The sequence below is a fragment of the Bacillus sp. A01H genome (assembly GCF_045277205.1).
Lineage (GTDB): Bacteria > Bacillota > Bacilli > Bacillales > Bacillaceae_G > Bacillus_A > Bacillus_A paranthracis.
The window spans coordinates 2,721,520-2,744,903 of sequence record NZ_CP117702.1 but is presented as its reverse complement, the minus strand read 5'-3'; the positions used below and the strand labels follow the sequence as shown (position 1 = coordinate 2,744,903).

General features: G+C 34.1%; 23 protein-coding genes. 17 read left to right on the top strand and 6 right to left on the bottom strand.

Annotated features, from left to right (window positions below; all coding sequences use genetic code 11):
• Nucleotides 1-3 precede the first annotated feature (3 nt).
• The 3 genes from PSR14_RS14465 to PSR14_RS14455 all read left to right on the top strand — a co-directional run bounded on the left by PSR14_RS14465 (nt 4) and on the right by PSR14_RS14455 (nt 3,557).
• A complete protein-coding gene (locus PSR14_RS14465) occupies nt 4-1,488 on the top strand; it encodes an aldehyde dehydrogenase family protein (protein WP_000956381.1) in 1,485 nt (494 codons plus the stop codon).
• Between the two features lie 107 nt (nt 1,489-1,595).
• Entirely contained in the window at nt 1,596-3,086 is a 1,491-nt protein-coding gene (locus tag PSR14_RS14460) for a sodium:alanine symporter family protein (protein ID WP_073541738.1), read from the top strand.
• A 102-nt stretch (nt 3,087-3,188) separates the two neighbouring features.
• Nucleotides 3,189-3,557, top strand: a complete 369-nt coding sequence (locus tag PSR14_RS14455; protein ID WP_000399705.1) for a carboxymuconolactone decarboxylase family protein — start codon at nt 3,189-3,191, stop codon at nt 3,555-3,557.
• 67 nt (nt 3,558-3,624) lie between these two features.
• On the opposite strand, the gene PSR14_RS14450 is transcribed toward PSR14_RS14455, so the two are convergent.
• Nucleotides 3,625-4,266: an HD domain-containing protein gene (locus PSR14_RS14450; RefSeq protein ID WP_098487561.1), complete on the bottom strand. Its 642-nt coding sequence runs from the start codon at nt 4,264-4,266 to the stop codon at nt 3,625-3,627.
• Nucleotides 4,267-4,371: 105 nt separating this feature from the next.
• On the opposite strand from PSR14_RS14450, the gene PSR14_RS14445 reads away from it, so the two are divergent.
• The 4 genes from PSR14_RS14445 (at nt 4,372) to PSR14_RS14430 (ending at nt 8,608) form a co-directional block, all read left to right on the top strand.
• Complete coding sequence (locus PSR14_RS14445; RefSeq protein WP_001180575.1) at nt 4,372-4,875, top strand: GNAT family N-acetyltransferase; 504 nt, start codon at nt 4,372-4,374, stop codon at nt 4,873-4,875.
• Between the two features lie 224 nt (nt 4,876-5,099).
• Nucleotides 5,100-5,765, top strand: coding sequence for a lytic polysaccharide monooxygenase (locus tag PSR14_RS14440; RefSeq protein ID WP_000850064.1), 666 nt, complete (start codon nt 5,100-5,102; stop codon nt 5,763-5,765).
• Nucleotides 5,766-5,926: 161 nt separating this feature from the next.
• Complete coding sequence (ppaC, locus tag PSR14_RS14435) at nt 5,927-6,856, top strand: manganese-dependent inorganic pyrophosphatase (protein ID WP_098487560.1); 930 nt, start codon at nt 5,927-5,929, stop codon at nt 6,854-6,856.
• 105 nt (nt 6,857-6,961) lie between these two features.
• Entirely contained in the window at nt 6,962-8,608 is a 1,647-nt protein-coding gene (locus PSR14_RS14430; protein WP_073541735.1) for a M3 family oligoendopeptidase, read from the top strand.
• 18 nt (nt 8,609-8,626) lie between these two features.
• On the opposite strand, the gene PSR14_RS14425 is transcribed toward PSR14_RS14430, so the two are convergent.
• Nucleotides 8,627-8,824 (bottom strand): DUF4017 family protein, encoded by a 198-nt coding sequence (locus tag PSR14_RS14425; protein ID WP_000789869.1) that lies wholly within the window; start codon nt 8,822-8,824, stop codon nt 8,627-8,629.
• A 293-nt stretch (nt 8,825-9,117) separates the two neighbouring features.
• On the opposite strand from PSR14_RS14425, the gene PSR14_RS14420 reads away from it, so the two are divergent.
• The 3 genes from PSR14_RS14420 to PSR14_RS14410 all read left to right on the top strand — a co-directional run bounded on the left by PSR14_RS14420 (nt 9,118) and on the right by PSR14_RS14410 (nt 11,776).
• The gene (locus PSR14_RS14420; protein ID WP_001253260.1) at nt 9,118-9,567 is read left to right on the top strand and encodes a DUF6884 domain-containing protein; all 450 of its coding nucleotides are present in this window, start codon (nt 9,118-9,120) and stop codon (nt 9,565-9,567) included.
• A 239-nt stretch (nt 9,568-9,806) separates the two neighbouring features.
• Nucleotides 9,807-10,541, top strand: coding sequence for an N-acetylmuramoyl-L-alanine amidase (locus tag PSR14_RS14415; protein WP_000135297.1), 735 nt, complete (start codon nt 9,807-9,809; stop codon nt 10,539-10,541).
• A 404-nt stretch (nt 10,542-10,945) separates the two neighbouring features.
• Complete coding sequence (locus PSR14_RS14410) at nt 10,946-11,776, top strand: GH25 family lysozyme (protein ID WP_000540610.1); 831 nt, start codon at nt 10,946-10,948, stop codon at nt 11,774-11,776.
• A 152-nt stretch (nt 11,777-11,928) separates the two neighbouring features.
• Here PSR14_RS14410 and PSR14_RS14405 read toward each other — a convergent pair whose 3' ends face one another.
• The 3 genes from PSR14_RS14405 to PSR14_RS14395 form a co-directional block, all read right to left on the bottom strand.
• Nucleotides 11,929-12,381 carry a hypothetical protein gene (locus PSR14_RS14405; protein WP_000877581.1) on the bottom strand — a complete coding sequence of 151 codons (453 nt, stop codon included), beginning with the start codon at nt 12,379-12,381 and terminating at the stop codon, nt 11,929-11,931.
• Nucleotides 12,382-12,514: 133 nt separating this feature from the next.
• Nucleotides 12,515-12,871 carry a hypothetical protein gene (locus PSR14_RS14400; protein ID WP_000606238.1) on the bottom strand — a complete coding sequence of 119 codons (357 nt, stop codon included), beginning with the start codon at nt 12,869-12,871 and terminating at the stop codon, nt 12,515-12,517.
• A 108-nt stretch (nt 12,872-12,979) separates the two neighbouring features.
• Nucleotides 12,980-13,603 carry a hypothetical protein gene (locus PSR14_RS14395; protein ID WP_000289004.1) on the bottom strand — a complete coding sequence of 208 codons (624 nt, stop codon included), beginning with the start codon at nt 13,601-13,603 and terminating at the stop codon, nt 12,980-12,982.
• 1,058 nt (nt 13,604-14,661) lie between these two features.
• Between PSR14_RS14395 and recQ the strand changes: the two genes are divergently transcribed.
• The 3 genes from recQ (at nt 14,662) to PSR14_RS14380 (ending at nt 18,110) form a co-directional block, all read left to right on the top strand.
• Nucleotides 14,662-16,779, top strand: coding sequence for a DNA helicase RecQ (recQ, locus tag PSR14_RS14390; RefSeq protein WP_073541734.1), 2,118 nt, complete (start codon nt 14,662-14,664; stop codon nt 16,777-16,779).
• Between the two features lie 25 nt (nt 16,780-16,804).
• Nucleotides 16,805-17,188: a gamma-glutamylcyclotransferase gene (locus tag PSR14_RS14385; RefSeq protein ID WP_000546576.1), complete on the top strand. Its 384-nt coding sequence runs from the start codon at nt 16,805-16,807 to the stop codon at nt 17,186-17,188.
• Nucleotides 17,189-17,372: 184 nt separating this feature from the next.
• The gene (locus PSR14_RS14380) at nt 17,373-18,110 is read left to right on the top strand and encodes a cyclopropane-fatty-acyl-phospholipid synthase family protein (protein ID WP_001004313.1); all 738 of its coding nucleotides are present in this window, start codon (nt 17,373-17,375) and stop codon (nt 18,108-18,110) included.
• A 39-nt stretch (nt 18,111-18,149) separates the two neighbouring features.
• Here the strand turns inward: PSR14_RS14380 and PSR14_RS14375 are convergent, their stop codons facing one another.
• The gene (locus PSR14_RS14375) at nt 18,150-19,004 is read right to left on the bottom strand and encodes a type II CAAX prenyl endopeptidase Rce1 family protein (RefSeq protein ID WP_000127497.1); all 855 of its coding nucleotides are present in this window, start codon (nt 19,002-19,004) and stop codon (nt 18,150-18,152) included.
• Nucleotides 19,005-19,369: 365 nt separating this feature from the next.
• Here PSR14_RS14375 and PSR14_RS14370 point away from each other — a divergent pair, with 365 nt between their 5' ends.
• The 4 genes from PSR14_RS14370 to PSR14_RS14355 all read left to right on the top strand — a co-directional run bounded on the left by PSR14_RS14370 (nt 19,370) and on the right by PSR14_RS14355 (nt 23,374).
• Nucleotides 19,370-21,445: a 3'-5' exonuclease gene (locus PSR14_RS14370; RefSeq protein WP_001059513.1), complete on the top strand. Its 2,076-nt coding sequence runs from the start codon at nt 19,370-19,372 to the stop codon at nt 21,443-21,445.
• Between the two features lie 82 nt (nt 21,446-21,527).
• Complete coding sequence (locus tag PSR14_RS14365) at nt 21,528-21,860, top strand: DUF952 domain-containing protein (RefSeq protein ID WP_000629057.1); 333 nt, start codon at nt 21,528-21,530, stop codon at nt 21,858-21,860.
• A gap of 169 nt (nt 21,861-22,029) precedes the next feature.
• On the top strand, nt 22,030-22,377 hold the full coding sequence (locus PSR14_RS14360) for a PadR family transcriptional regulator (protein WP_000339350.1): 348 nt from the start codon (nt 22,030-22,032) through the stop codon (nt 22,375-22,377).
• Nucleotides 22,364-23,374 carry an HAAS signaling domain-containing protein gene (locus PSR14_RS14355; RefSeq protein ID WP_001048848.1) on the top strand — a complete coding sequence of 337 codons (1,011 nt, stop codon included), beginning with the start codon at nt 22,364-22,366 and terminating at the stop codon, nt 23,372-23,374. The genes PSR14_RS14360 and PSR14_RS14355 overlap by 14 nt, the downstream gene beginning before the upstream one ends.
• The last annotated feature ends 10 nt before the right edge of the window (nt 23,375-23,384 follow it).

The window sequence follows — 23,384 nt, the reverse complement described above, 5'->3', positions numbered from 1 at the left end:
TAAATGTTAACGAAAAACATTGAACTAAAACCAAAAGTGAAAGCGTTTTTAAATGAAGAAATTAAAATGTTTATTAATGGTGAATTTGTTCCTTCAATTAGCGGGAAGACGTTTGAAACATACAATCCAGCAACAGAAGATGTTTTAGCGGTCGTATACGAAGCACAAGAAGAGGATATCGATGTCGCAGTAAAAGCGGCACGATCTGCATTTGAATCAGGACCTTGGGCAGAAATGACTACTGCTGAAAGAGCACATCTTATTTATAAATTAGCAGACTTAATAGAAGAGCATGGAGAAGAATTAGCACAGTTAGAAGCTTTAGATAATGGGAAGCCATATCAAGTAGCACTGGATGATGATATTGCAGCGACTGTAGAAAATTATCGCTATTATGCGGGATGGGCTACGAAAATTATCGGGCAAACCATTCCGATTTCAAAAGATTATTTAAATTACACACGCCATGAACCTGTTGGCGTTGTAGGTCAAATTATTCCTTGGAATTTTCCGCTCGTTATGTCTTCTTGGAAAATGGGAGCTGCACTAGCAACAGGTTGTACGATCGTATTAAAACCAGCAGAACAAACTCCTTTATCGTTATTATATACAGCGAAACTTTTTAAAGAAGCAGGTTTTCCAGATGGTGTTGTAAACTTTGTGCCAGGTTTCGGCCCTGAAGCGGGAGCTGCAATTGTAAACCATCATGATATTGATAAAGTAGCCTTCACAGGTTCAACAGTTACAGGAAAATATATTATGCGTCAATCTGCAGAAACAATTAAACATGTAACGTTAGAACTTGGTGGTAAATCACCAAATATCATTTTAGAAGATGCTGATTTAGAAGAAGCGATTAACGGTGCATTCCAAGGTATTATGTATAATCACGGCCAAAATTGTAGTGCTGGATCTCGCGTGTTCGTTCACCGAAAACATTACGAAACAGTCGTAAATGAACTAGTAAAAATGGCGAATAACGTGAAACTTGGAGCAGGTATGGAGAAGGAAACGGAAATGGGTCCTCTCGTATCTAAAAAGCAACAAGAGCGTGTACTACATTACATTGAACAAGGAAAAGCTGAAGGCGCGACTGTTGCTGCTGGTGGTGAACGTGCATTTGAAAAAGGTTATTTTGTACAGCCAACAGTATTCATAGATGTTACTGACGATATGACGATAGTTAAGGAAGAAATCTTCGGTCCAGTTGTCGTTGTACTTCCATTTGATTCAACGGAAGAAGTAATCGAAAGAGCAAATCGCTCTTCTTACGGACTCGCTGCAGGCGTATGGACACAAAATATTAAAACAGGACATCAAGTTGCCAATAAATTAAAGGCAGGAACGGTATGGATTAATGATTATAACTTAGAAAATGCAGCGGCACCATTTGGTGGGTTTAAACAATCTGGTATCGGCCGTGAGTTAGGTTCATATGCGCTTGATAATTACACAGAAGTGAAAAGTGTTTGGGTAAATATAAAGTAATAGAGAGATGAAATAATGAGATAGACGGACAACTGGAAGTTTTAATAATAGTTGTCCGTTTTCTTATATATAAAATAGTGTTCTAAAGAATGATAAGGGGGATATGGATGGAGCAATTAGTAGAGTGGTTAGTAGGGCAAGTGTGGAGTATTGGTTTAGTTGTTTTCGCGTTAGGAGCAGGTGTGTATTTTACAATTGCAACTCGTTTTCTTCAAATTCGTTATTTTAAAGAGATGATTAAACTATTATTTGAAGGGAAGAGCTCAGAAACGGGAATATCATCCTTTCAAGCATTTTGTTTAGCTTTATCAGGTAGGGTCGGAATAGGTAATATTGCAGGGGTCGCGACAGCTATCGCTTTTGGCGGACCGGGAGCTGTATTTTGGATGTGGGTAATGGCTCTATTAGGAGCAGCTAGTGCATTTGTTGAATCAACATTATCTCAAGTATATAAAAGTAAAGTTGGAAATGAATATCGCGGTGGTACACCGTATTTCATTGAAAAAGGCTTAAACATGAAATGGTTTGCAATCATTGTAGCAGTCGTTGTAACACTTTCATATGGTGTGTTATTACCAGGTATTCAATCTAGTAGTATCGCAGTTGGATTCGAAAACTCTAATGGGATTAGCAAATATATAACTGGTATATTGTTAGTCATATTATTAGCGGCAATCATTTTTGGTGGCGTAAAGAGAATTGCAGGCGTTTCACAAATGCTCGTTCCATTTATGGCAATTGGATATGTAATTGTTACATGTATCGTATTAATTGCGAATATAACGGAAATTCCAAGTATGTTCGCTTTAATTTTCTCTAGTGCTTTCGGTATAAATGAAATGTTTGGTGGAATCGTCGGTGCAGCAATTGCATGGGGCGTAAAGCGCGCTGTATTTTCAAATGTAGCTGGCGTTGGAGAAGCGACGTATAGCTCTGCTGCGGCTGAAGTATCTCACCCAGCAAAACAAGGGTTAGTTCAAGCCTTTTCTGTATACATTGATACAATTATCGTATGTACAGCGACAGCTCTTATGATTTTAATAACAGGTATGTATAATGTTATACCGGAAGGGAAAAGCGCTATTGTAAAAAATATAGGGAATGTTGATGCTGGTCCAATCTATACACAACAAGCAGTTGAAACTGTTATGACTGGGTTTGGTCCATTATTCATTTCAATCGCAATCTTCTTCTTCGCATTTACAACTTTACTCGCATACTACTATATCGCTGAAACGACACTTACTTATTTAGATCGTGAGCTTAAATATAGCTGGTTAAAACCAGTTTTGAAAATTGGATTTTTAATTATGGTTTACATCGGTAGCATAGAATCAGCGTCGCTTTTATGGAATCTTGGGGATTTAGGAATTGGTAGTATGGCATGGTTAAACTTAATTGCGATTCTACTATTAAGTAAAATCGCGTTAAAAGTGTTAAAAGATTATGAAGCGCAGAAAAAAGAAGGGAAAGATCCAGTATTTGATCCTAAAAATGTAGGAATTGAAGGTTTAACATTTTGGGAAGAAAGAAGTAAAGAGGTTCAAAGAAAAAATGTTAAAGAACAAGAGGTAGTGGATGATAGTCTGAAACTGTAGTTTAAATAAACTGAACATTCACTCTATTGAACGAGGTATATTGCCTTCTTTTCATCACATACTACAGTAGGTACAGATAATTTGAATGGGGGTAATAATAAGATGGAACACGAACAACATCATAGTTCAGTAAATGACGTTCTACATCATTATAAAGAAGGAATCGGTAGTTTTACAAACCAAATTCCTGAAATTGCTGAAACATATAATGCATTCACGCAAGCTTGTTTTCAAGAGGGTTCTTTAACAAAAAGAGAAAAACAACTTATTGCATTAGGAATTAGTCTAGCAACGCAAGATGAATATTGTACCGTTTATCATACAAAAGGGTGTCTTGATCAAGGGTGTTCAGATAAAGAAATTCTGGAAGCGTGTGGTGTATCAGCAGCATTTGCTGGTGGAGCTGCAATGAGTCAAGCGGTAACTTTAGTGCAAGAGTGTTTAACAGAACTGAAAAATCATAAGCATTGAATAGAAAAAAACGTTTTAAACTTTATGTTTAAAACGTTTTTTATGTGAAATTACATTTGTATTCACTTTAATATTTTATATCTTCATAAATCGAATTCTCTACATCAGGAAGAACTGTGTATATGCTTTTACCGATTAAAGCTTCTAATTCTTTCTTAATTGCATAAAACCCTTTCCAATGTAATGATGTATGAGACGTTGTACCGTGACGTAAACCAACGGAAATCAATCTTCTTTCCAGCGTAGTAAAACCATCCGCGTCAGCAAGAGCATCACAAAGAGTAATTGCTTTATTGTATAAATCGTAGTTACAATGTTCATTCAATATTTCAACTAACTGGATTCTCATATGATCAGGAACGAGACTCCACTCCGCTGCGATATCTATATGTTCATTTTTGCATGGGAATGAGTGTGTAACACAAATAACAGCGTTTCCTGTATACCCTAAATCATTCATATACATATAACCATCGTAGGAATGAATGACCGATTTGGTAAAACCTTTGTATCTTCCGATATCATGCAAAAGGGCAGCATTATATGCTATATCAGCATCTAGGTTATACCCATTTTTAATAAGTTCTATAATTATGTTTTCAGTTGCCTGAGCAACATTTATTGAATGTTCAAACCAAGGACCGGGGTTTTGTTCATATGCCCATTCGAGTAATTCTTTTGCATATGATCTATCTACTATATATTTCATATCGTTATCCTTTCCCTAAAAAATCATGTTTTAAAGAATTTCATCTTAGTATATCATTATTCCTCCTTTAAAAATTGGTACAATGAAACAAAAGGGGGATTAGTAATGCAAAATTTAGTAATTGAAGAGATTAAGAAAATAAATGATGATATGGAAGAGCTTTCTGAACTTTTGAAAACGGTTGTAAATGATGGGGCGTCAATTGGTTTTTTACCTCCACTGGATCAAAAAGAATCAGCGAAGTATTGGGAAACTGTTTTAGCACCAGAAGTGATCTTATATGTTGCTAAAATAAATAATGAAGTGGCAGGGAGTATTCAATTACATTTCGTTACAAAGCCTAATGGGATTCATAGAGCTGAAATTTGTAAGTTAATGACTCATCCAAACTTTAGACGTAATGGCATTGGACGTTCACTTATGCGCAAAGCAGAGGAACGAGCGAAGCAAGAAAACAGGACTCTTTTAGTGCTAGATACTAGAGAAGGAGATCCTTCGAATAAATTGTATAAATCATTAGATTATCAAGAAGCTGGAAAAATACCAGAATACGCAATTTCTCCAAATGGTAATTTAGATGCAACAGTTATTTATTATAAATTTTTATAAGTGATGATTAAAATGCTGTCATGCTTAAAATAATAAAGTTTGATTTTTAACACCGTCTATATTTCTCTAGCGGTGTTATTTGAATTTAATTAATGTGCTAATTGAATTTGAGAAAGTTTTTAGAGGGTTCTTTTCGTAATGTTCCTCGACTTATAATGGATGTAGAGAAGATGACTAGGCAACTATAGTTATTTTCGCTTTATTATGGGAAAGGGGATGACGAGATGAAAACGAAAGGTTTACAGAAGGTGAAGAAAGTTATATTAAGTGGTGGGATATTACTTACAGGATTGTTAACTTTCGGTTTTTCAGAAAAAGCTTCAGCTCATGGATACGTAGAATCACCAGCGAGCCGTTCTTATTTATGTAAGCAAGGGGTAAATGTAAACTGCGGTCCGATTCAATATGAGCCGCAAAGTGTAGAAGGAATAGGTGGATTCCCGCAATTAGGACCTTCGGATGGTCAAATCGCAGGAGCTGGCCATTTCCCTGCTTTAGATGTACAGACTGTAGATAGGTGGAAGAAAGTTACGTTAAACGGTGGGACGAATACATTCAAGTGGAAACTAACGGCTCCTCATAGTACGAAAGAGTGGAAATATTATATTACGAAGAAAGATTGGAATCCGAATAAGCCTTTAACGAGGTCTGATTTAGATTTAGTGCCTTTCTATGTAAAAAATGATGGAGGAGCTAGACCTGGAACTTCCGTAACACATGAAGCAAATGTGCCAACTGATAGAAATGGATATCACCTTATTTTAGCTGTGTGGGAAATCGCAGATACTGGAAATGCATTTTATCAAGTTATAGATGTTAACCTTGTAAATAACGGTTTAGCATCAAATAACGTGCTAAATCATGTAGTGCAAGTTCCTACTTTATTTTAAATAAAGTATACATTTCGATCATCTAATTCATTTTAGATGATCTTTTTTACGAAAAACGATGAAAAATATAGAAGAAAGTGCAATTATTTATAAAAAATTATGCTTTAAATATTGTCATATTTGCTTCTTTAAGATATCCTTTTCATGAAGAGGTGGAAAACATGGAAAAAGTACTAGTTTTCGGGCATAAAAACCCAGATACAGATGCAATTTGTTCTGCAATTGCTTATGCAGAATTGAAAAAAGAATTAGGAATGAATGCTGAGCCTGTACGTTTAGGCGAAATCAGCGGTGAAACTCAATTTGCGTTAGACTATTTTAAAGTAGAAGGACCGCGTTTTGTTGAGACAGTAGCAAACGAAGTGGACAACGTTATTTTAGTTGACCATAACGAGCGTCAACAAAGTGCTAACGATATCGAATCTGTTCGTGTGTTAGAAGTTATTGACCATCACCGTATTGCTAACTTTGAAACAAGCGATCCTATTTACTACCGTTGTGAGCCAGTTGGTTGTACAGCTACAATTTTAAACAAGATGTACAAAGAAAACGGCATTACAATTCGTAAAGAAGTTGCAGGTTTAATGTTATCTGCAATCATTTCAGATTCTTTACTATTCAAATCTCCAACTTGCACAGAGCAAGACGTAGCAGCAGCTCGTGAATTAGCGGAAATCGCTGGTGTAGATGCTGACAAATACGGCTTAGAAATGTTAAAAGCTGGTGCTGACTTAAGCGGAAAAACAATGGAGCAATTAATCTCTCTTGACGCTAAAGAATTCCAAATGGGTAATGCGAAAGTTGAAATCGCACAAGTAAACGCTGTTGATACAAATGACGTTCTTGTACACCAAGCTGAACTTGAAAAAGTTATCTCTGCAGTAGTAGAAGAAAAAGGTTTAGACCTATTCTTATTCGTTGTAACTGATATCTTAACTAACGATTCTGTCGGTCTTGCGATCGGTAAAGCAGCAAACGTTGTTGAGAAAGCATACAACGTATCCCTAGAAAACAATACTGCTACATTAAAAGGTGTAGTATCTCGTAAAAAACAAATCGTACCAGTATTAACAGAAGCATTCCAAGTGTAATATTATTGAGTATGATTTAACAAAAAGACAAGTAGTCAGATTGGCTACTTGTCTTTTTCTTTCTCTAAAAAACAGAAAATTAGATTTTTAAAAGGAGAGTTGTGTATGTTTAATGATTTGGAGAGTAAATTACAGTCACTTTTAGAGCGAAATATTACTTTTGTTTTAGAATTAGAAAATTGGCTTTTCGATGAATTGCGTGTAAACGCTGAAATAGAAGAGAAGATAACAAGTAGTTTAATCGCCACGTATAGAGATACAGGTAACAGAAATATGCATGATTTACATATGTATAATCAAAATACAATTCAACCACTTTTAAAAAGATACAATGCAAAGTTTGACCAAAAATTTATAGAGTGTCCGTTTTCTAACTTATTAGACGAGCGAAAATATGCATTTATGAAAAAAGCAAGATTTGTAAAGAGTAAAATGTTTAATGAAAAAAACATTGCTCTTTCTATTAAAGAGCAAGAGTGCATTACGAAGTATAGAGAAATAATGTCTAACATAACAATTAATTGGGAAGGCGAGCAAAAGACGTATGCACACGTTAAAGCAAAGCTAGATAACCCAAATAGAGCTATTCGCGAAAAAGCTTGGTACGCTTTATGTGAAGCAAGGAGTGCAGTGAAACCAGAAGTGGATCGTATTATGAATGCACTTATACAATTGCGGAATGAGATAGCTTTAAATGCAGGGTTTAATAATTATAGTGAATATGCTTTTAAACAAAAAAACAGAGATTACAGTATTGATGATTGCTATAAGCTCCATGAATCTATAGAAAAGTATGTTGTACCAATTTGGAAACAGTTGGGAAGTATTTCTAAAAAGAATCTCGGTGTAAAAACGTATCGCCCTTGGGATCTTTCTCCATGTAATTTACCAAAAGTCCCATTCCAAAATGTGATTGATTTATTAAATGGTGTGGAAGAAATATTTCGAAAGACAGATTTATATTTTTATGAGAAATTTATTCATATAAGGAAAGCTGGATGCATTGACGTAGAAGAACGTGAAAATAAAGCACCAGGAGCTATTTGTTTTACCTTGCCTCATAGTAAAGAGGTTTTTGTGTATTCTAATTTTAGTCCTTCATTTTATGCAATTAATGCACTTATACATGAAGTGGGGCATGCATTTCATTTTTATAAACAATTTAAAAACGATAGTAGTATGCAGGAAAGATATCTGCGCGAAGAGGTGGCTGAACTTTATTCCCTCAGTCTTGAGTTATTAGTAATGGATAAGCTGAATGTTTTTTATAAGCAAGAGGATGAATATAAAGAAGTGCAACGCCTACAAATATATCGTGCTTTGTCTTTATTAATGTCGTCAATTGCAGGAGATGTATTCCAGCACTGGATCTATGCGAATCCAAACCATACACCAGAAGAACGTGATAAGAAACACGCCGAACTATGCAAAAGATATCAATATTCAACAGTCGACCTTGCAGGATTAGAGGATGAAATCGGTGCAAGCTGGATAGAGTCATTTCACTATGTTCAGTTTCCTTTTTATAAAATTGAATATGCAATTGCACAAATAGGAGCAATGCAATTGTTTCAAATTTACTGGGAAGACCCAGAAAAAGCGATTGCTTTCTTTAAAGAAGGTGCGAGTGCAGATTGGAATTTATCTATACAAGAAATATATGAAAAAACAGGTGTCACGTTTGATTTTTCGGAAGAAAGGATAGAAAGTACTGCAAGTGTTATTTTGGATGTGATCAATGAATTAAAATAAGAATAGCATTCGCTATCCTTATAACTGTTTATTCGTAGATTTTTTCTTGTTTATATAAAATGTAATAATAGCTGTAATGAGAAAAATAGGTATAGCATACGCTTGCCCAACAAACAACTTCCAGCCCGCATGATTATAACTTTGAGATGCTGGAGCAATCATAGCGATTACGCAAACAATAATATAGAGTACTAGTGCAGGGAGTATATTTTTCATTTGTTCACCTCCTTCTAAAGATATCCTATTTGGTTATTTATATACTTTAATTATTATTAAGGGCTTTGAAAAGTAAATATACTATTGTTTATAGTATTATAATATTTACAAGGGGTACTATGTTTAAATAGGGTAATGGGGGTTCAAATCTTAAAAAAGTGAATTATTAGTAAAAAAGATGGCTATATGGTAAAAGATGTAATTTTTATATTTAATATCATTATATAGCATGTTGAGGGCAAAATGTATAAAATAATTAACTTTACTTATGCAGGAGAAGAGGTAAGAAATATATGAGAAGGTTATGCATAATTCCATGCGGAAAGAAGAAAATTTGGGATAAGTATCCAGGTTATGGACCAATGGAAGCAAAAGATGTATATATTAGCCCGTTCGGAAAAGCATGTCAATCGTATGCAACTATGTTTTTCGAGAATTGGGTTATATTATCAGCGAAGCATGGATTTTTAAGGCCAAATGATATTGTACTAGAAAACTATGATCTTGCGTTTGATTCAAAGAGCGATAAGGTAATAAGTATAGAGCAATTACAAAAACAGATGGTAGATAAAAGTTTACTACAGTTTGACGAAATCGTCTTACTTGCAGGGAAAAAGCATAAAAAAGTAGTAACAAAGCTATATCCAGAAGAAATGATTACATATCCGTTAGAAGGATGTAAAGGAATTGGATATATGTTGCAGAGGTTGAAAGAGGCAGTGAAGGAAGAGGAGGAAATATAAGTATAGTTTCGGTCACTATGAGCTTAAACTGTTTTTAGGGAATTAAAACGTAAAATAGAGTTTTTAAGCATCGCCAAAAAGGTGATGCTTTTTGTTCGTGTCACCACTTTTTATAACGAAAACGAATTGCCTTCACTTTTAGAAAATGTAGGATGTATGGGTACAGTTAAGATTGTAAGTGGGAATAGCAATAAGACAAGTTTTGAATATGATATTAAGAAAGGAGATGTTGATAAATAATGGCCAGATATAGTTTGCACGGAGGACACAATAGTATTGTTCAAGGTGCTAATTTCGGGAATCGGAAAGAACATGTTCTAGATAGGCAAGTTAAAGATGCTGTGGCGACTAAGTTAAGGTCCCTAGGACACACGGTTTATGACGATACGGACGAGGTAGGGACAACTCAATCACAAAATTTAAATAATATCATTCGGAATAGCAATTCCCATGCTGTGGATTTAGTTATTTCTTTTCATCTTAATGCAAGTGATGGAAATGGACAGGGTGTTGAGGTTTTGTATTATGATCAGAAAGATTTGGCGGCTAAAATCTCAGCTCAACTAGCAAAAGATATTGGATGGCGTGATCGAGGTGCGAAACAACGTACAGATTTAGCAGTATTAAATGGAACGAAAGCACCGGCTATTCTTATTGAATTAGGATTTATTGATAATGAATCCGACATGGCAAAATGGAATGTTGATAAAATCGCTAATTCTATTGTATTTGCTCTTACAGGACAAACTGGAGGAGGTGCAACGGACTTGCTAAAAGTAAAAACTGGCGGTGTAGCATTTAGTAATTTACAAGATTTGGCTCAAGCTATGGTAGATGCGGGTATTGATGGACAAATTGTCGTTCAGAAAGATGGCATTGGTTATGCTATAACGAATGGCTATCCGTCCGGAAATATCGATAAATTTACAGCTTGGTTAGATGCACGTAAATGGTACTATGAGTACGTGAGATAAAACGAAAAATTGTCTTATTTTTAGTTAACAAGTATATTAAGTAACTAATAATTATGTAACTATAAAAATATGAACAATGTATATGTAAATTAGTACACAAAACCACCTGTCAGAAAGGTGGTTTTGTGTATCACGCTTTAATGGCAGTAAAATTCATACCTCAAAATTCGGATGAAGCTAAGAAATTAGCTGGGAATTGCACTGCTTGTGGCCTCCTACTGATTATAGTTTAGAGCTTTGTAAGTCTTTACTTATTAAACCTGTAATAATATTTTATTTTCTCAATACATAAGCCGAATTTTAAAATATTACGCAATAATACACTACCTTTCATACTATTTATTAGTTGATAATAGCAAAAAAACAAGCTTTGAATATAATAATGAAAAAGGAGATGTGAAATAATGGGTTATATTGTAGATATTTCGAAATGGAATGGCGACATTAACTGGGATATCGCAGCACCACAATTAGATTTTGTAATTGCACGTGTGCAAGATGGTTCAAATTATGTAGATCCTTTATATAAAAATTATGTGCAAGCAATGAAAGCAAGAAATATTCCGTTTGGTAATTATGCGTTCTGTCGTTTCGTTTCAGTAGAGGATGCACGGATAGAGGCGAGAGACTTTTGGAACCGTGGTGATAAAAATGCAACAGTTTGGGTAGCTGACGTAGAAGTAAAAACAATGAACGATATGAGAGCGGGTGCACAAGCTTTTATTGATGAATTACGCAGATTAGGAGCTAAGAAGGTTGGTTTATATATTGCTCATCATATGTATGATCCATTTGGAATGGCAAATGTCAATTGTGATTTTGTATGGATTCCTCGTTATGGTGGTAACAAACCAGCCTACCCATGTGATATTTGGCAATACACAGAAACAGGGAATGTAGCTGGCATAGGAAAATGTGATTTAAATAAGTTAATGGGAAATAAGCCGTTAGTTTGGTTTACTAATCAAACTGTTGAACAATCGACAAAACAAGAAGGAGTTGGAATTATAGTGAATAAATTTAGTAAAGTTGTTACGTATGAATTTGGTACAGCGTTAGTAGTAGAAATGTTAGGAATGATGGATGCTCTGGGGTATGAATCTCGTATTATCTCATATGGAGATAAACAAGGATTAGTTAGATTTGAAACAGCATATCGCCAAGGGAATGAATTAGATCGAGCGACAGCGTGGTTAGATGCTAAAGGACTTAAATATTTTTATACAAAAGAGTAGTTTGCTAAATAAAAAGCCGTCATGTGACGGTTTTTTATTTTTATGTAATCTTTTAACTCTATGTAAAACAAAAGCGAAATGCCATTGTAGGCATGAAGAGGAAAGGTATTAATAATAAAAAGGAGTACGATACGTACTCTTTTTTGGGGTGATTATATTCCATCTTGAACAGATTTCTTTACAATTAACCATGTGTCTTTCTTTTTAATCGTTATAGCTACATTAGTTCCATTAGATTCCTTATAAAAGATATATCCATTGTTTGAGTTTACATATGTGACTGGTTCGCCTATGCAATCTCGCGAGCAGGATTTGTTGACTAGTTCAATTAGGGATAGTTCGCTTGGATCTGTTTTACTGGCTTCTATAACAGCATCAAGGCTTGTTTTTCGATAACCTTGCAAGTTTATATGAAAAAGCTGCTCTATTTCTCCTGTAATGCTAGTATTCATTACTTCTATTGAATTCTTTTTTTCTTGAAGAAATCCGTTTTCATAAAGTAATTTTGTATATCCAATCCATGCGATTAAAACTAGCATGATAAACATACTACATATTTTAAGTGTTCGAAGGCGTTTACTAACTATCGTTTCTGAGTATTTCATTCACTTTAATCCTCCAATGTTTTTAATTTAAAGTATGCCTTAATACATATTTTTAGAAGAAGGATAGAATTTAAAGAGTTCTAGATAAAAAAGAAAGCATCTGAAGTGAGATGCTTTCTTTTTAGTATTTTCACTATCTGTTCGTTACTTGTTTCATAAGTGGTCTAATTTCTTTAACGGGTGGTTTTTTATCATAGGCATCAACGTAAGAAAAGTAATAATTTAAGTTTCTGAGAAGCCCTTTTCCTATTTTAGCACTTAAAAAGGGAAAGACTTGTCCAGTATAATCATCAAGAGATTTACAGTAGTATTTTTCATCTAAATATATACTGTATTTACATGTTAGTTCTACTAGTGAGTTCCCTTCATCATCAATTACTTCCTTAGAATCAATAATGTCTATTAATGCAAATTTTTCATTCAGATATACTTTCTTCTTTTTTTCGTGTTTATTTGTAAGTATGAATACGAGACCAATGGCGTTAATCAAACTATTTCCTCCTATAAAAAACGGATATTAATAAAATATATCGATATAAGCTAAATGTAAAGAGCGGGGACGAAATATCATTGATAGAAAGCTCAATAAGCCGATTTGTTATTGAAATACTTGCGGGAATTGCTTTACGATTGCGTTTGTTATCATGTCGGACATTTCTAAAGCTTCTTTTTCAATTTTATCGTACAGTTTTACGCCTGCTTCATAATCTTTATTTAGGAATGCTAGTGCTTCTGCTTTCGTAAGTGCTAAATGTTCATAAAACATTTTTCTAAATTCTTCTTTATCTATATATGGGTTGATGCTAGTAAGAAACGCAACAATTTCATCACCGTTAGCGTACCATTTTTTCTCTATAGCGACAGCTGCGTTTTGGTCACCAGCTTTTGCAGCTTTAACAAGATCTGCTGCAATTACTAAGTGGTCTTTAATTAATGCACTATATTTTTTTACTGCATCTTCACCATAGAATGGTTCAAGAGATAGTCCCATATGTGTTGCATTTTGAAGAAGCCGTTTAACTGTAACGTTTACGTCTGGTAAATGAAAAACAATACTTATAATAGCCAATCTCGTCCAAGCGACATGTTGTTCCCATAAGGAACGCATATAACCTTTTAAAAAATTCTCGTTTTTACTAATTCGGTAGTTACGTACAGATACATCAAAGTTTACATAAGGATTATGGTAGGGGGAGTAATACGATTGCCAATAAGTATACATAAACGGTAACACTCCTTTGAACATGTATAACTCAAAGTATGATGGAATTTTATTTTTAGTTACGTGTCCTCGTTTATTTTTAAAATTTGAGCGATCTTATTGTGGTATATATAGATAAAACGAATATAAAATAAAAGAGGCTCTGCAAGGGAAGTTGCAGAGCCTCAAAAGGGTATTGCCGAGATGTCGGACTCGACTACGTAATATTATCATAAAATTCTATTAAAAAAACCTGGTAAATGTGTCCAATTGAAAGTGAGTCTTTAATAAAGTGAAAGGGACCTGCTTCCCGCGGCAGATCCCTTTCACTAGATAATGTCGATGAGCAAAAACTCATCTGGAGTACCTTTATAGTAACAAGTGAAATTCGTTTTGTGTATTGAGAAAAAAGAATTAGATAATTAAATGTTAAGCATTTATATTTTACCTTTTGTGATTATCACCATTTGTAGTGAGTGGATTAAGATTATAAAATGGCGATAAGATTTATAATTACATCTAATATTATGAAATATATAATAATAATAATAAAAGACCCACTTATATAAGCAGGTCAACTTAGGGGGTTATCAAACAGAATATTTCATATGTTAACAACTGTATTGTATTAAGTCTATAAGGTTCATATTGAGAAAATGATTATGAACGATTTATTTCGCACGTGTATTAACGTTTAAAAAGTTGAGAAAGAAAATGAAAAAGCTTTCTATAAGAAAATAATGGTAGATACTTATAGTATGATTCATATTTCCACGCTTCATTATTTGAGAATTGGGGTTGGTTCGATACGCTTTTCTGTTTGATGAAACTAATATTATGGTGCTTCATATAGTAACCTCCTGAATTCATATGTATAAGATTAGTAGTATTCAAGGAGAATTAATAAAATGTGTATTTATTTTGAAATTCGTTATAATTGTTAATCATTCTCAAAAACGTAAAGAAGCATAAAATAATGAAAAAGCAGGCTGATAGTCATGTATTCATCACTTTCATGATGCATAAGAGATGATATAATAGGAGTAGATGAAAGATAAAGAAAAGCAGGTGACTCTTTTTTGTTTACAAAAGCACAAGAACTTTTAGCGTCTTATTTCGGTTATTCGTCATTCCGAAGAGGACAAGATGAAACAATTAAAAATGTATTAGATGGGAAAGATACTGTCTGTATTATGCCTACAGGTGGTGGTAAGTCAATTTGTTATCAAATTCCCGCATTAGTATTTGAAGGAACAACGTTAGTTATATCGCCTTTAATATCACTTATGAAAGACCAAGTAGATACATTAGTACAAAATGGTATTTCAGCTACATATATTAATAGTTCTATTTCGATTACAGAAGCGAATCAACGAATTCAATTAGCGAAACAGGGCCATTATAAGTTACTTTATGTAGCGCCAGAGCGACTTGATTCAATGGAGTTTGTTGACCAACTGATCGATATGAAAATCCCGATGATTGCCATTGATGAGGCGCACTGTATTTCGCAGTGGGGACATGATTTCCGTCCGAGCTATTTACATATACACCGTATATTAGATTATCTTCCAGAAAAACCGCTCGTATTAGCATTAACTGCTACGGCAACACCACAAGTTCGTGATGATATTTGCAACACGCTTGGAATTAATCAAGAAAACACGATTATGACAACGTTTGAGCGCGAGAACTTATCATTTTCTGTTATTAAAGGACAAGATCGTAATGCATATTTAGCGGATTATATTCGTCAAAATCAAAAGGAATCTGGGATTATATATGCAGCTACTAGAAAAGTAGTTGATCAGTTGTATGAGGATTTAATGAAAGCGGGAGTTTCTGTATCAAAATATCATGCCGGTATGAGTGATAACGATCGAAATGAGCAACAAGAACTCTTTTTACGTGATGAGGTGAGTGTAATGGTAGCCACATCTGCGTTTGGGATGGGTATTGATAAATCGAATATTCGTTACGTTATCCATTATCAACTTCCAAAAAATATGGAAAGTTATTACCAAGAAGCAGGACGTGCTGGCCGTGACGGATTAGATAGTGCATGTATATTGCTTTATTCTTCTCAAGATGTACAAGTACAACGCTTTTTAATTGATCAATCGACAGGAGAGTCTCGTTTTTCAAACGAACTTGAAAAACTGCAAAATATGACTGACTACTGTCATACAGAACAATGTTTACAATCATTTATTTTGCAATACTTTGGAGAAGAACCAAAAGAAGATTGTGGCCGCTGCGGTAATTGTACAGACGACCGAGAAAGTATCGATGTGACGAGAGAATCGCAAATGGTTTTATCTTGTATGATTAGGACGAACCAACGATTTGGTAAACAAATGATTGCACAAGTACTAACTGGATCTAAAAATAAGAAAGTCATTGAATTTAATTTTCATACTTTGCCAACTTACGGACTTTTATCAAATCGTAGTGTAAAAGAAGTGAGTGAATTTATTGAGTTTTTAATTTCAGACGAGCTAATTGCAGTTGAACATGGTACTTACCCGACACTAAAAGTAACGGAAAAAGGGAAAGAAGTGTTACTTGGTAAAGAGAATGTTTTACGTAAAGAACGAGTAGAGACAAGACAAATCGTTCAAGATCATCCTTTATTTGAAGTACTTCGCGAAGTACGTAAAGAAATTGCGCAAGGAGAAGGGGTACCTCCATTCGTTATTTTCTCTGACCAAACGTTGAAAGATATGTGCGCAAAAATGCCGCAAAGCAATTCTGAACTTTTAACTGTGAAAGGGATTGGTGAACACAAACTTGTGAAGTATGGTTCGCACTTCTTACAAGCAGTTCAGCACTTTATTGAGGAAAACCCAAACTATGCTGAAACTATTAAAACAGAAGTGATGACAGAACGGAAGAAATCAGGGAAAGCTTCAGCAAATTCTCATTTGGAAACGTATGAAATGTATAAACAAGGTATTAATCTAGATGAAATTGCGAAAGAACGTGGATTATCAAGACAAACGATTGAAAATCATTTAATTCGTTGTTTTGAAGATGGAATGGAAGTAGACTGGAACAGTTTTGTTCCTGCAGAATACGAACAACTGATTGAAACTGCTGTGCAAAATGCTGATGGTGGTCTGAAATCGATTAAGGAACAACTTCCGAATGAAGTGAGTTACTTTATGATTCGTGCTTATTTACAAATTAGAAAGTAGTGACATGTAAAGGGGATAGGGATTAATGCATCACGTTTTTGTGTATGGCACGTTAAGAAAAAAGCAAACGAATGCTCATTATATGCAAGGTGCAATATGCATTGCAGACGAAGCATGGACGTATGGGGAATTATTTGATACAAACGAAGGGTATCCGGCGATGACTTATTCGAATGAAGAAAAGGTGTATGGAGAAGTTTATGAAGTAAATGATGACATATTGCATAAGTTAGACGAACTAGAAGAATATACAGGTAATGCAGAGACGGATTTATATGAACGAATCACACAAATAGTATTTGATGGTGATAGGGAAATAGAGGCATATGTGTATCTCGCTCAAGATAAAAATATGCTAAAGAAAGTTATCATTTCTGGTGATTGGTTGAAGTATCAACAAGGGAAATAATAGCAGCCATAGAGCAGATATTGGAATTTTCCATTATCTGCTCTTTTATTTTTGGTACTTTAAAAATTCTTATTATTTAGATAAAATGTAAATGTAGGGAAATCAAAAGGAGGATTTTTCATGGGTATCAGAAATTTAGTTTCTCACCTGTAGTAGAAAAATAACGTACAGGAGGAGAATAATAATGAACGAATTAAATGTAAAAGAATTTTATAAAAAACAATTTGAATTACTAAGCTATAATATAAAAAATGAAAATTGGTTGCAGGAAGTTGCGAAAGAAGTACAAGAACAAATTGGATATTCATTTCAAACGATGTTAGAACTAGGAGCTGGAAATGGTGGTTTTGCAAGAGCGATGTCTAATTTGGATGTAAAAATGACTACTGTTGAGCTTGTACCAGAGTTAGTTATGTTTGCTAAAGAACATTCTACTAGTGATATTGAGATTCATTGCGCTGATTTTTATAAAATTAACTTTGAAGAAAAGTTTGATGTTGTTAGTTATTTAGATGGATTTGGTGTAGGGACAGATGAAGAACAATTGGTTTTATTAAAACGAATCCATAATTGGTTGAAAGATGATGGGTGTGCACTTATTGATATTTATCAACCATTATATTGGGAAAAAGCAAATGGACAAGAAATGCCGATTTATTCTGCAATGCGAAAATATGAATATGATAGTGAGAATGCTAGGATGCTGGACCACTGGTGGGAAAAGGATTCTTCAAATGATATCGTGACACAATCTTTACGTTGCTATACGATAGATGAGATTAGTAATTTATGTGCAGAGGCTGGTTTCAGTATAGTTGGGATTTTCCCAGGAGGAGCGTATGACTTTGAAGAGAGGAAATATAAAGAGCAAGCGTCTTTAAATGAATGTTTATCATATCGAATAAAAATAAAAAAAGAGTAGGGATTAATTCCTTACTCTTTTGTGCTTTTATAATGTGAATCATTGACTGTTTTTCGTATTTAATTGTCGTTCTTTTTTAATTCTTATAGATCTTAGTACAATCCCAATTCCAAGAAATACAATAGTAGCAACGACTCCGCTAATAGGGTTTAACCAAAAATCACTGCCTTTGGTAAGTGTAATAATCCCTGTTATTGTAACTAAAACGGTAGGAACAGCATCTTCAATTGCATGCATGATAACGCATGGCCATACTGACTTTGTAAGTCTATATATTTCAACATACATAATAGACCAAGAAACCATAAGTATGCAACCGGATAAAAGCATATTTAACCTTGAAATAGATTCGAAATATTCATTTGGTAAAAAAACTAAATAATAAGCGGCATGCCAAAGAGACCAAACTAAACCAGAAATAATATAAATAAACCAATCGTTTAACTTTAGTTCAATGAGCTTAGGGGTTAAATAACCGCGCCATGAAAACTCTTCAAAAATATTTTTAATAAAGTTACCAATAGTAGACATGAATATGAGTGACAATAACGAATATATTTCAAAACTAGTTATGTTTGCTACTCCAAAAATAAGTGCTAAACTTATCGTTATTACTGTAACGAACGGGTAAATTAGTATCGCAACGAAGTACCATTTAAAGTTTGCCTTCAAATTTAGTTTTATACCAAAATCATTCCAATCTCGGCTAATAACTCTAAGGAAAATACATGAGAGGAAAGGTAATATTAACCACAGTCCCATGCCTAAAGAGTTTCCTTCAGGCTGATCTGTTAGAAAAGAATCTAGAATTACGCCAATCCAGCCACTTGCCAATACAATGAACACAAAAATAAGTAAATGTAACTTAAGGGTTTTTCTTTTGGTAGCAGTCATTTTCAATAGACTCCTTTACTCTTATTTTTGACTTTTGTGACCTTGGGTATTTTATCAATGAAATAATAGATAACTAGAAAAGAAGCTGGAGAGTATGTAAGGGGAACTTAGTTAGATAGTATAAAGTCCTTTTAATCAATAGAAAATAGCGGCTTTTGTATAAATCACTTTATTATATGTGTAGTTGTATGATTTAGATGTTATATATTCTTATCATGTAAAAATCTCATTGGAATTTCAATATTAGAAAGGTGAAAAGTAAGTTTTTTCAGAAAAAACAAATTAAGTCCTTGACTTTATAATTGGATTTTTAATACAATTATATTTCGACTGAAAAATTAGAACGGACAGGAGGGAATCATCAAATGAACAACATTTTTGAAGAAGAGTTACAAAAAATGAAAGATACATTACGTACGATGGATGATCAATTAGAACAGCTTGAAAAAATTCCAGTTTATTACGGCGATGATTTTAAAGAGCAAATTCTTGAAAGTATGAGGGAGTCTAATAGACAAAACTTACGTATTGGGGTACAAGAACCGTACTTTGGTAGATTAGATTTTCAAGAGGATGGCAAGGAAGAAGTTATGCCGATTTACATCGGTAAAGTTGGTGTTTCAGATAAAGATACGATGAAGCCAATTGTAATTGATTGGCGGGCACCTGTCGCAAGTATGTTTTATTCATTTACCGGCGGTGATGAACTAGCATTTTATCAATCGCCAGATGGATTAGTAGAAGGTGATGTTTATTTAAAGCGAAATATCTCTATTCGAAAAAGAGAATTAGAACGTGTTGTTGATACATATGTAAAAGGAAATGAAGATGTCTCGCATGCCGATGATTTTCTTCTATATCGATTAGGTGAGAATAAAGATAATAAACTAAAGGATATTGTTTCGACGATACAATCGGAGCAAAATGATATTATTCGTGCGGAAAGAAACTTGCCATTATTAATTCAAGGGGTTGCAGGGAGCGGTAAAACAACGATCGCTTTACATCGCCTTGCTTTTTTAATTTATGAATATCGTGAGCAACTAGAAGCTGAAAGAATGATTGTATTCGCTCCGAATAGTCTGTTTTTAGACTATATTTCGAGTGTGCTTCCTGAATTAGGTGTTGGGAATATTAGTCAAACAACATTTCCGGACTGGGCATTACGTACGTTAGATGATTCGGTGAAACTGAAGCAGACAGAAGAAAAGTTGAAAGAAGCATTTTCTATTAATCGTGATGAAAAAAAGGTTATGCTTGGTAAATTGAAAGGTACGCTAGAATTTAAGTCCTTTATTGAAGAGCAAATGGTTCAATTTGAAAAAGAACTAGTGCCAACAAGTAATTTTGAGGCATGGGATAAAGCTGTTATTCCAGTGGAAGATATAAAAAAATGGATGCAAGTTGAGTATAAACATTATCCATTAAAGAAAAGAAGAGAACGTTTAGTTGGCCGAATGAAGCGCTGGATTGAAATTGAACTAAAAAAGTATGGCGAAACAAACGAGAAGAAATTATTAAAAAAAGAAGCGACAAAGAGATTGAACAGTTATATGAAGTTTTGGCCGAAAATGAGCTCGCTTTCAATATATAGTTCAATATTGAAAAGCAAAGAAATACTCGAAGTATTACCCGAGGAACTTGTGAAAGAAACTGAGAAGAGTTGTCGTAAAAAAGAAGTGTATGTAGAAGATTTACCCGCTTTAATTTACATACATCATCGCATAACAGGTATTGAAATCGGGCAGAAATTTCATCACGTCGTTATTGATGAAGCGCAAGATTTCTCACCATTCCAAGTTTATGTATTAAAAGAAATTACATTAGGTAATTCTTTCACTATATTAGGTGATTTATCTCAAGCGATTTATGATTACCAAGGGATTGAAGATTGGAGTGCGTTTAAGGAAGTATTCCAAGAAACAGGCTATTATGAACTGACGAGGAGCTATCGTTCTACAAAAGAAATTATTGAATTTGCGAACGAAATAATTAAAAACGCCGAGATTCCAGTAGGGCTTGCGACACCAGTTTTTCGTAGTGGTGAAGAGGTCAAAGTAATTCAAGCAGAAGATCAATTTAATGAGATTATGAAGACGTTAAAACATTTACAAAATGATGATGTGAAAACAATTGCGGTAATAGGAAGAACAGACGATGAATGTCGCGATATATATGAGAAATTAACAAAGGCAGGAGTAGCTGTAAACGTCATTGAAGCAGATCAAAGTAAATATGAAGGTGGTATTTCAGTAGTACCTGTATACTTGGCAAAAGGGCTAGAATTTGACGCTGTGCTACTCATTGATGTTGATGAAGAACATTACAAAAATACAAAACACGATGCGAAGTTACTATATGTCGGATGTACGAGATCACTTCATGATTTATGGATTTTCCATAGTGGGGAAGCATCACCTTTAATTAACGGATTAAAATAAAAATGAAACGCAAGAGGCTTTTCTAGTAACAAAAAGAAGGACCTCTTGTTTTTCCATATAAAGGTTCGGGGAGAGAATAACAATGATTACAAAAGTAATAACGAAAAGAAATTGGGAAATCGCAAAGATAAAGGGAGAAATTAATGAAGCCTCATTAAAAGAAGAGGGATTTATTCATTGTTCGTTTTTTGAACAAGCTTTAAAAGTCGCAGAAAAACATTTTAGTCATGAAGAAGAAGTTTTATTACTAACAATTGATCTAACTCTGTTAAAAGCAGAAATAAAATATGAACTTGCTTCTAACGGCCAAGAATATCCGCATGTTTACGGAGCAATTAATATAGATGCAATTATAGATGTTGTTCCATTGCTTAAGGAAAACGGGGAATTTATATTACCAGAGTTACAAAGGTAAGCGTGTTACAAGTAAATAATTTAGTTAGAAAAGCACAAATCACATAGTTTGTGCTTTTTATTATCCGTTTTTTGGTAAAATATCGTTGTTTTTGTCACACTAATACTGTACGACACATAGTATAAAACATATACTGTATGACATATAGTAATGAAAATGAGGTGAATACATGGATGCTTTATTAAATTCGTTAATTACTGAACTAAGAAGAGGTACATTAACATTAGCAGTTTTAAGCCAATTAAGAACGCCGCAGTATGGATATTCACTTGTCCAATTATTAGAGAAATCAGGAATCGTAATCGATCAAAGTACTTTATATCCACTACTTCGCCGGTTAGAAAAGCAAGAGCTAGTGACGAGTAGTTGGGATAAAACAGAGAGTAGACCTCGTAAATATTATGTTTTAACTGAATACGGATTAGAAATATTCCAGCAGTTGAGAAAGGAATGGATAAAGGATTCGAAAAAACTTTATAACTTATTAAAGGAGGAGGACAAGAATGAATTTGATTGATATTTATGTCGAGGAAGTAGCGAAGAGATTACCTGAAAAAAATCGTGAAGATATTATTCTTGAGCTACGGTCAACGATTGAGGATATGTTGCCTGATGATTATAATGAAGATGATGAAAAAAGGGTTCTTGAAAAATTGGGGAGTCCGGTTTCATTAGCTAATGGATATTTGGATAGACCGATGCATTTAATTGGACCGCGTTATTTTGATGTATATACGACATTATTAAAAATGATCATTCCAATTGCAGTTGTTATTGCACTCATTGCAATGGTTGCAGAAAATTTTTTAAGTTATACTGGTGATCAAGCAGTATTAAATGTTATTTTACAAGTAATAGGTAAAGGCATTGGAGAAATTTTTGAAGTAGCCCTCCATGTATTTTTCTGGTTAACACTCGTATTTGCTATTTTAGAAAGAACGGATAAAAACAAAGATACCGAGCCGTTGACGACAAATTTAAAAAAGTGGACGCCAGATGATTTGAAAAACATTTCGTACATTCCGAAGAAAAAAGCAATCTCCAAGTTTGAAGTTTTTGGAGGGTTAATGTGGACGGCAATATGGGGTACACTTTATTTTTATGCGAATCATCTCGTTGGCGTATACAGTGGTACGGGAAGTGGATTGAAGTTTGTCGCGCCAACGTTTAATCAAGATGTGTTACTTCAGTATTGGCCAATCGTTGTGATGATAATTGTTTTTGAAATAGCGATATCTCTTTATAAATTAGTACAGGGACAATGGACAAAAAGATTGGCAATCGGGAATGCTATTCTCCAAATAGCTGGAACGATAGTATTCATTATAATTGTAGTAAATCCGCACATATTTACCGATGGATTTATTACGTTTGTGGCAAATGTGTTCACTATTTCTCCGGAAGAACTTAAAAAGTGGCTAATTAGTGGGGGTATTCTCATTTACGTTTTATCTGCTGCATTAAACATTTATGATGGCTTTCGAAAAGCTAGTGTTCGTGTAACAAATAGGTAGTTAAAAAGAG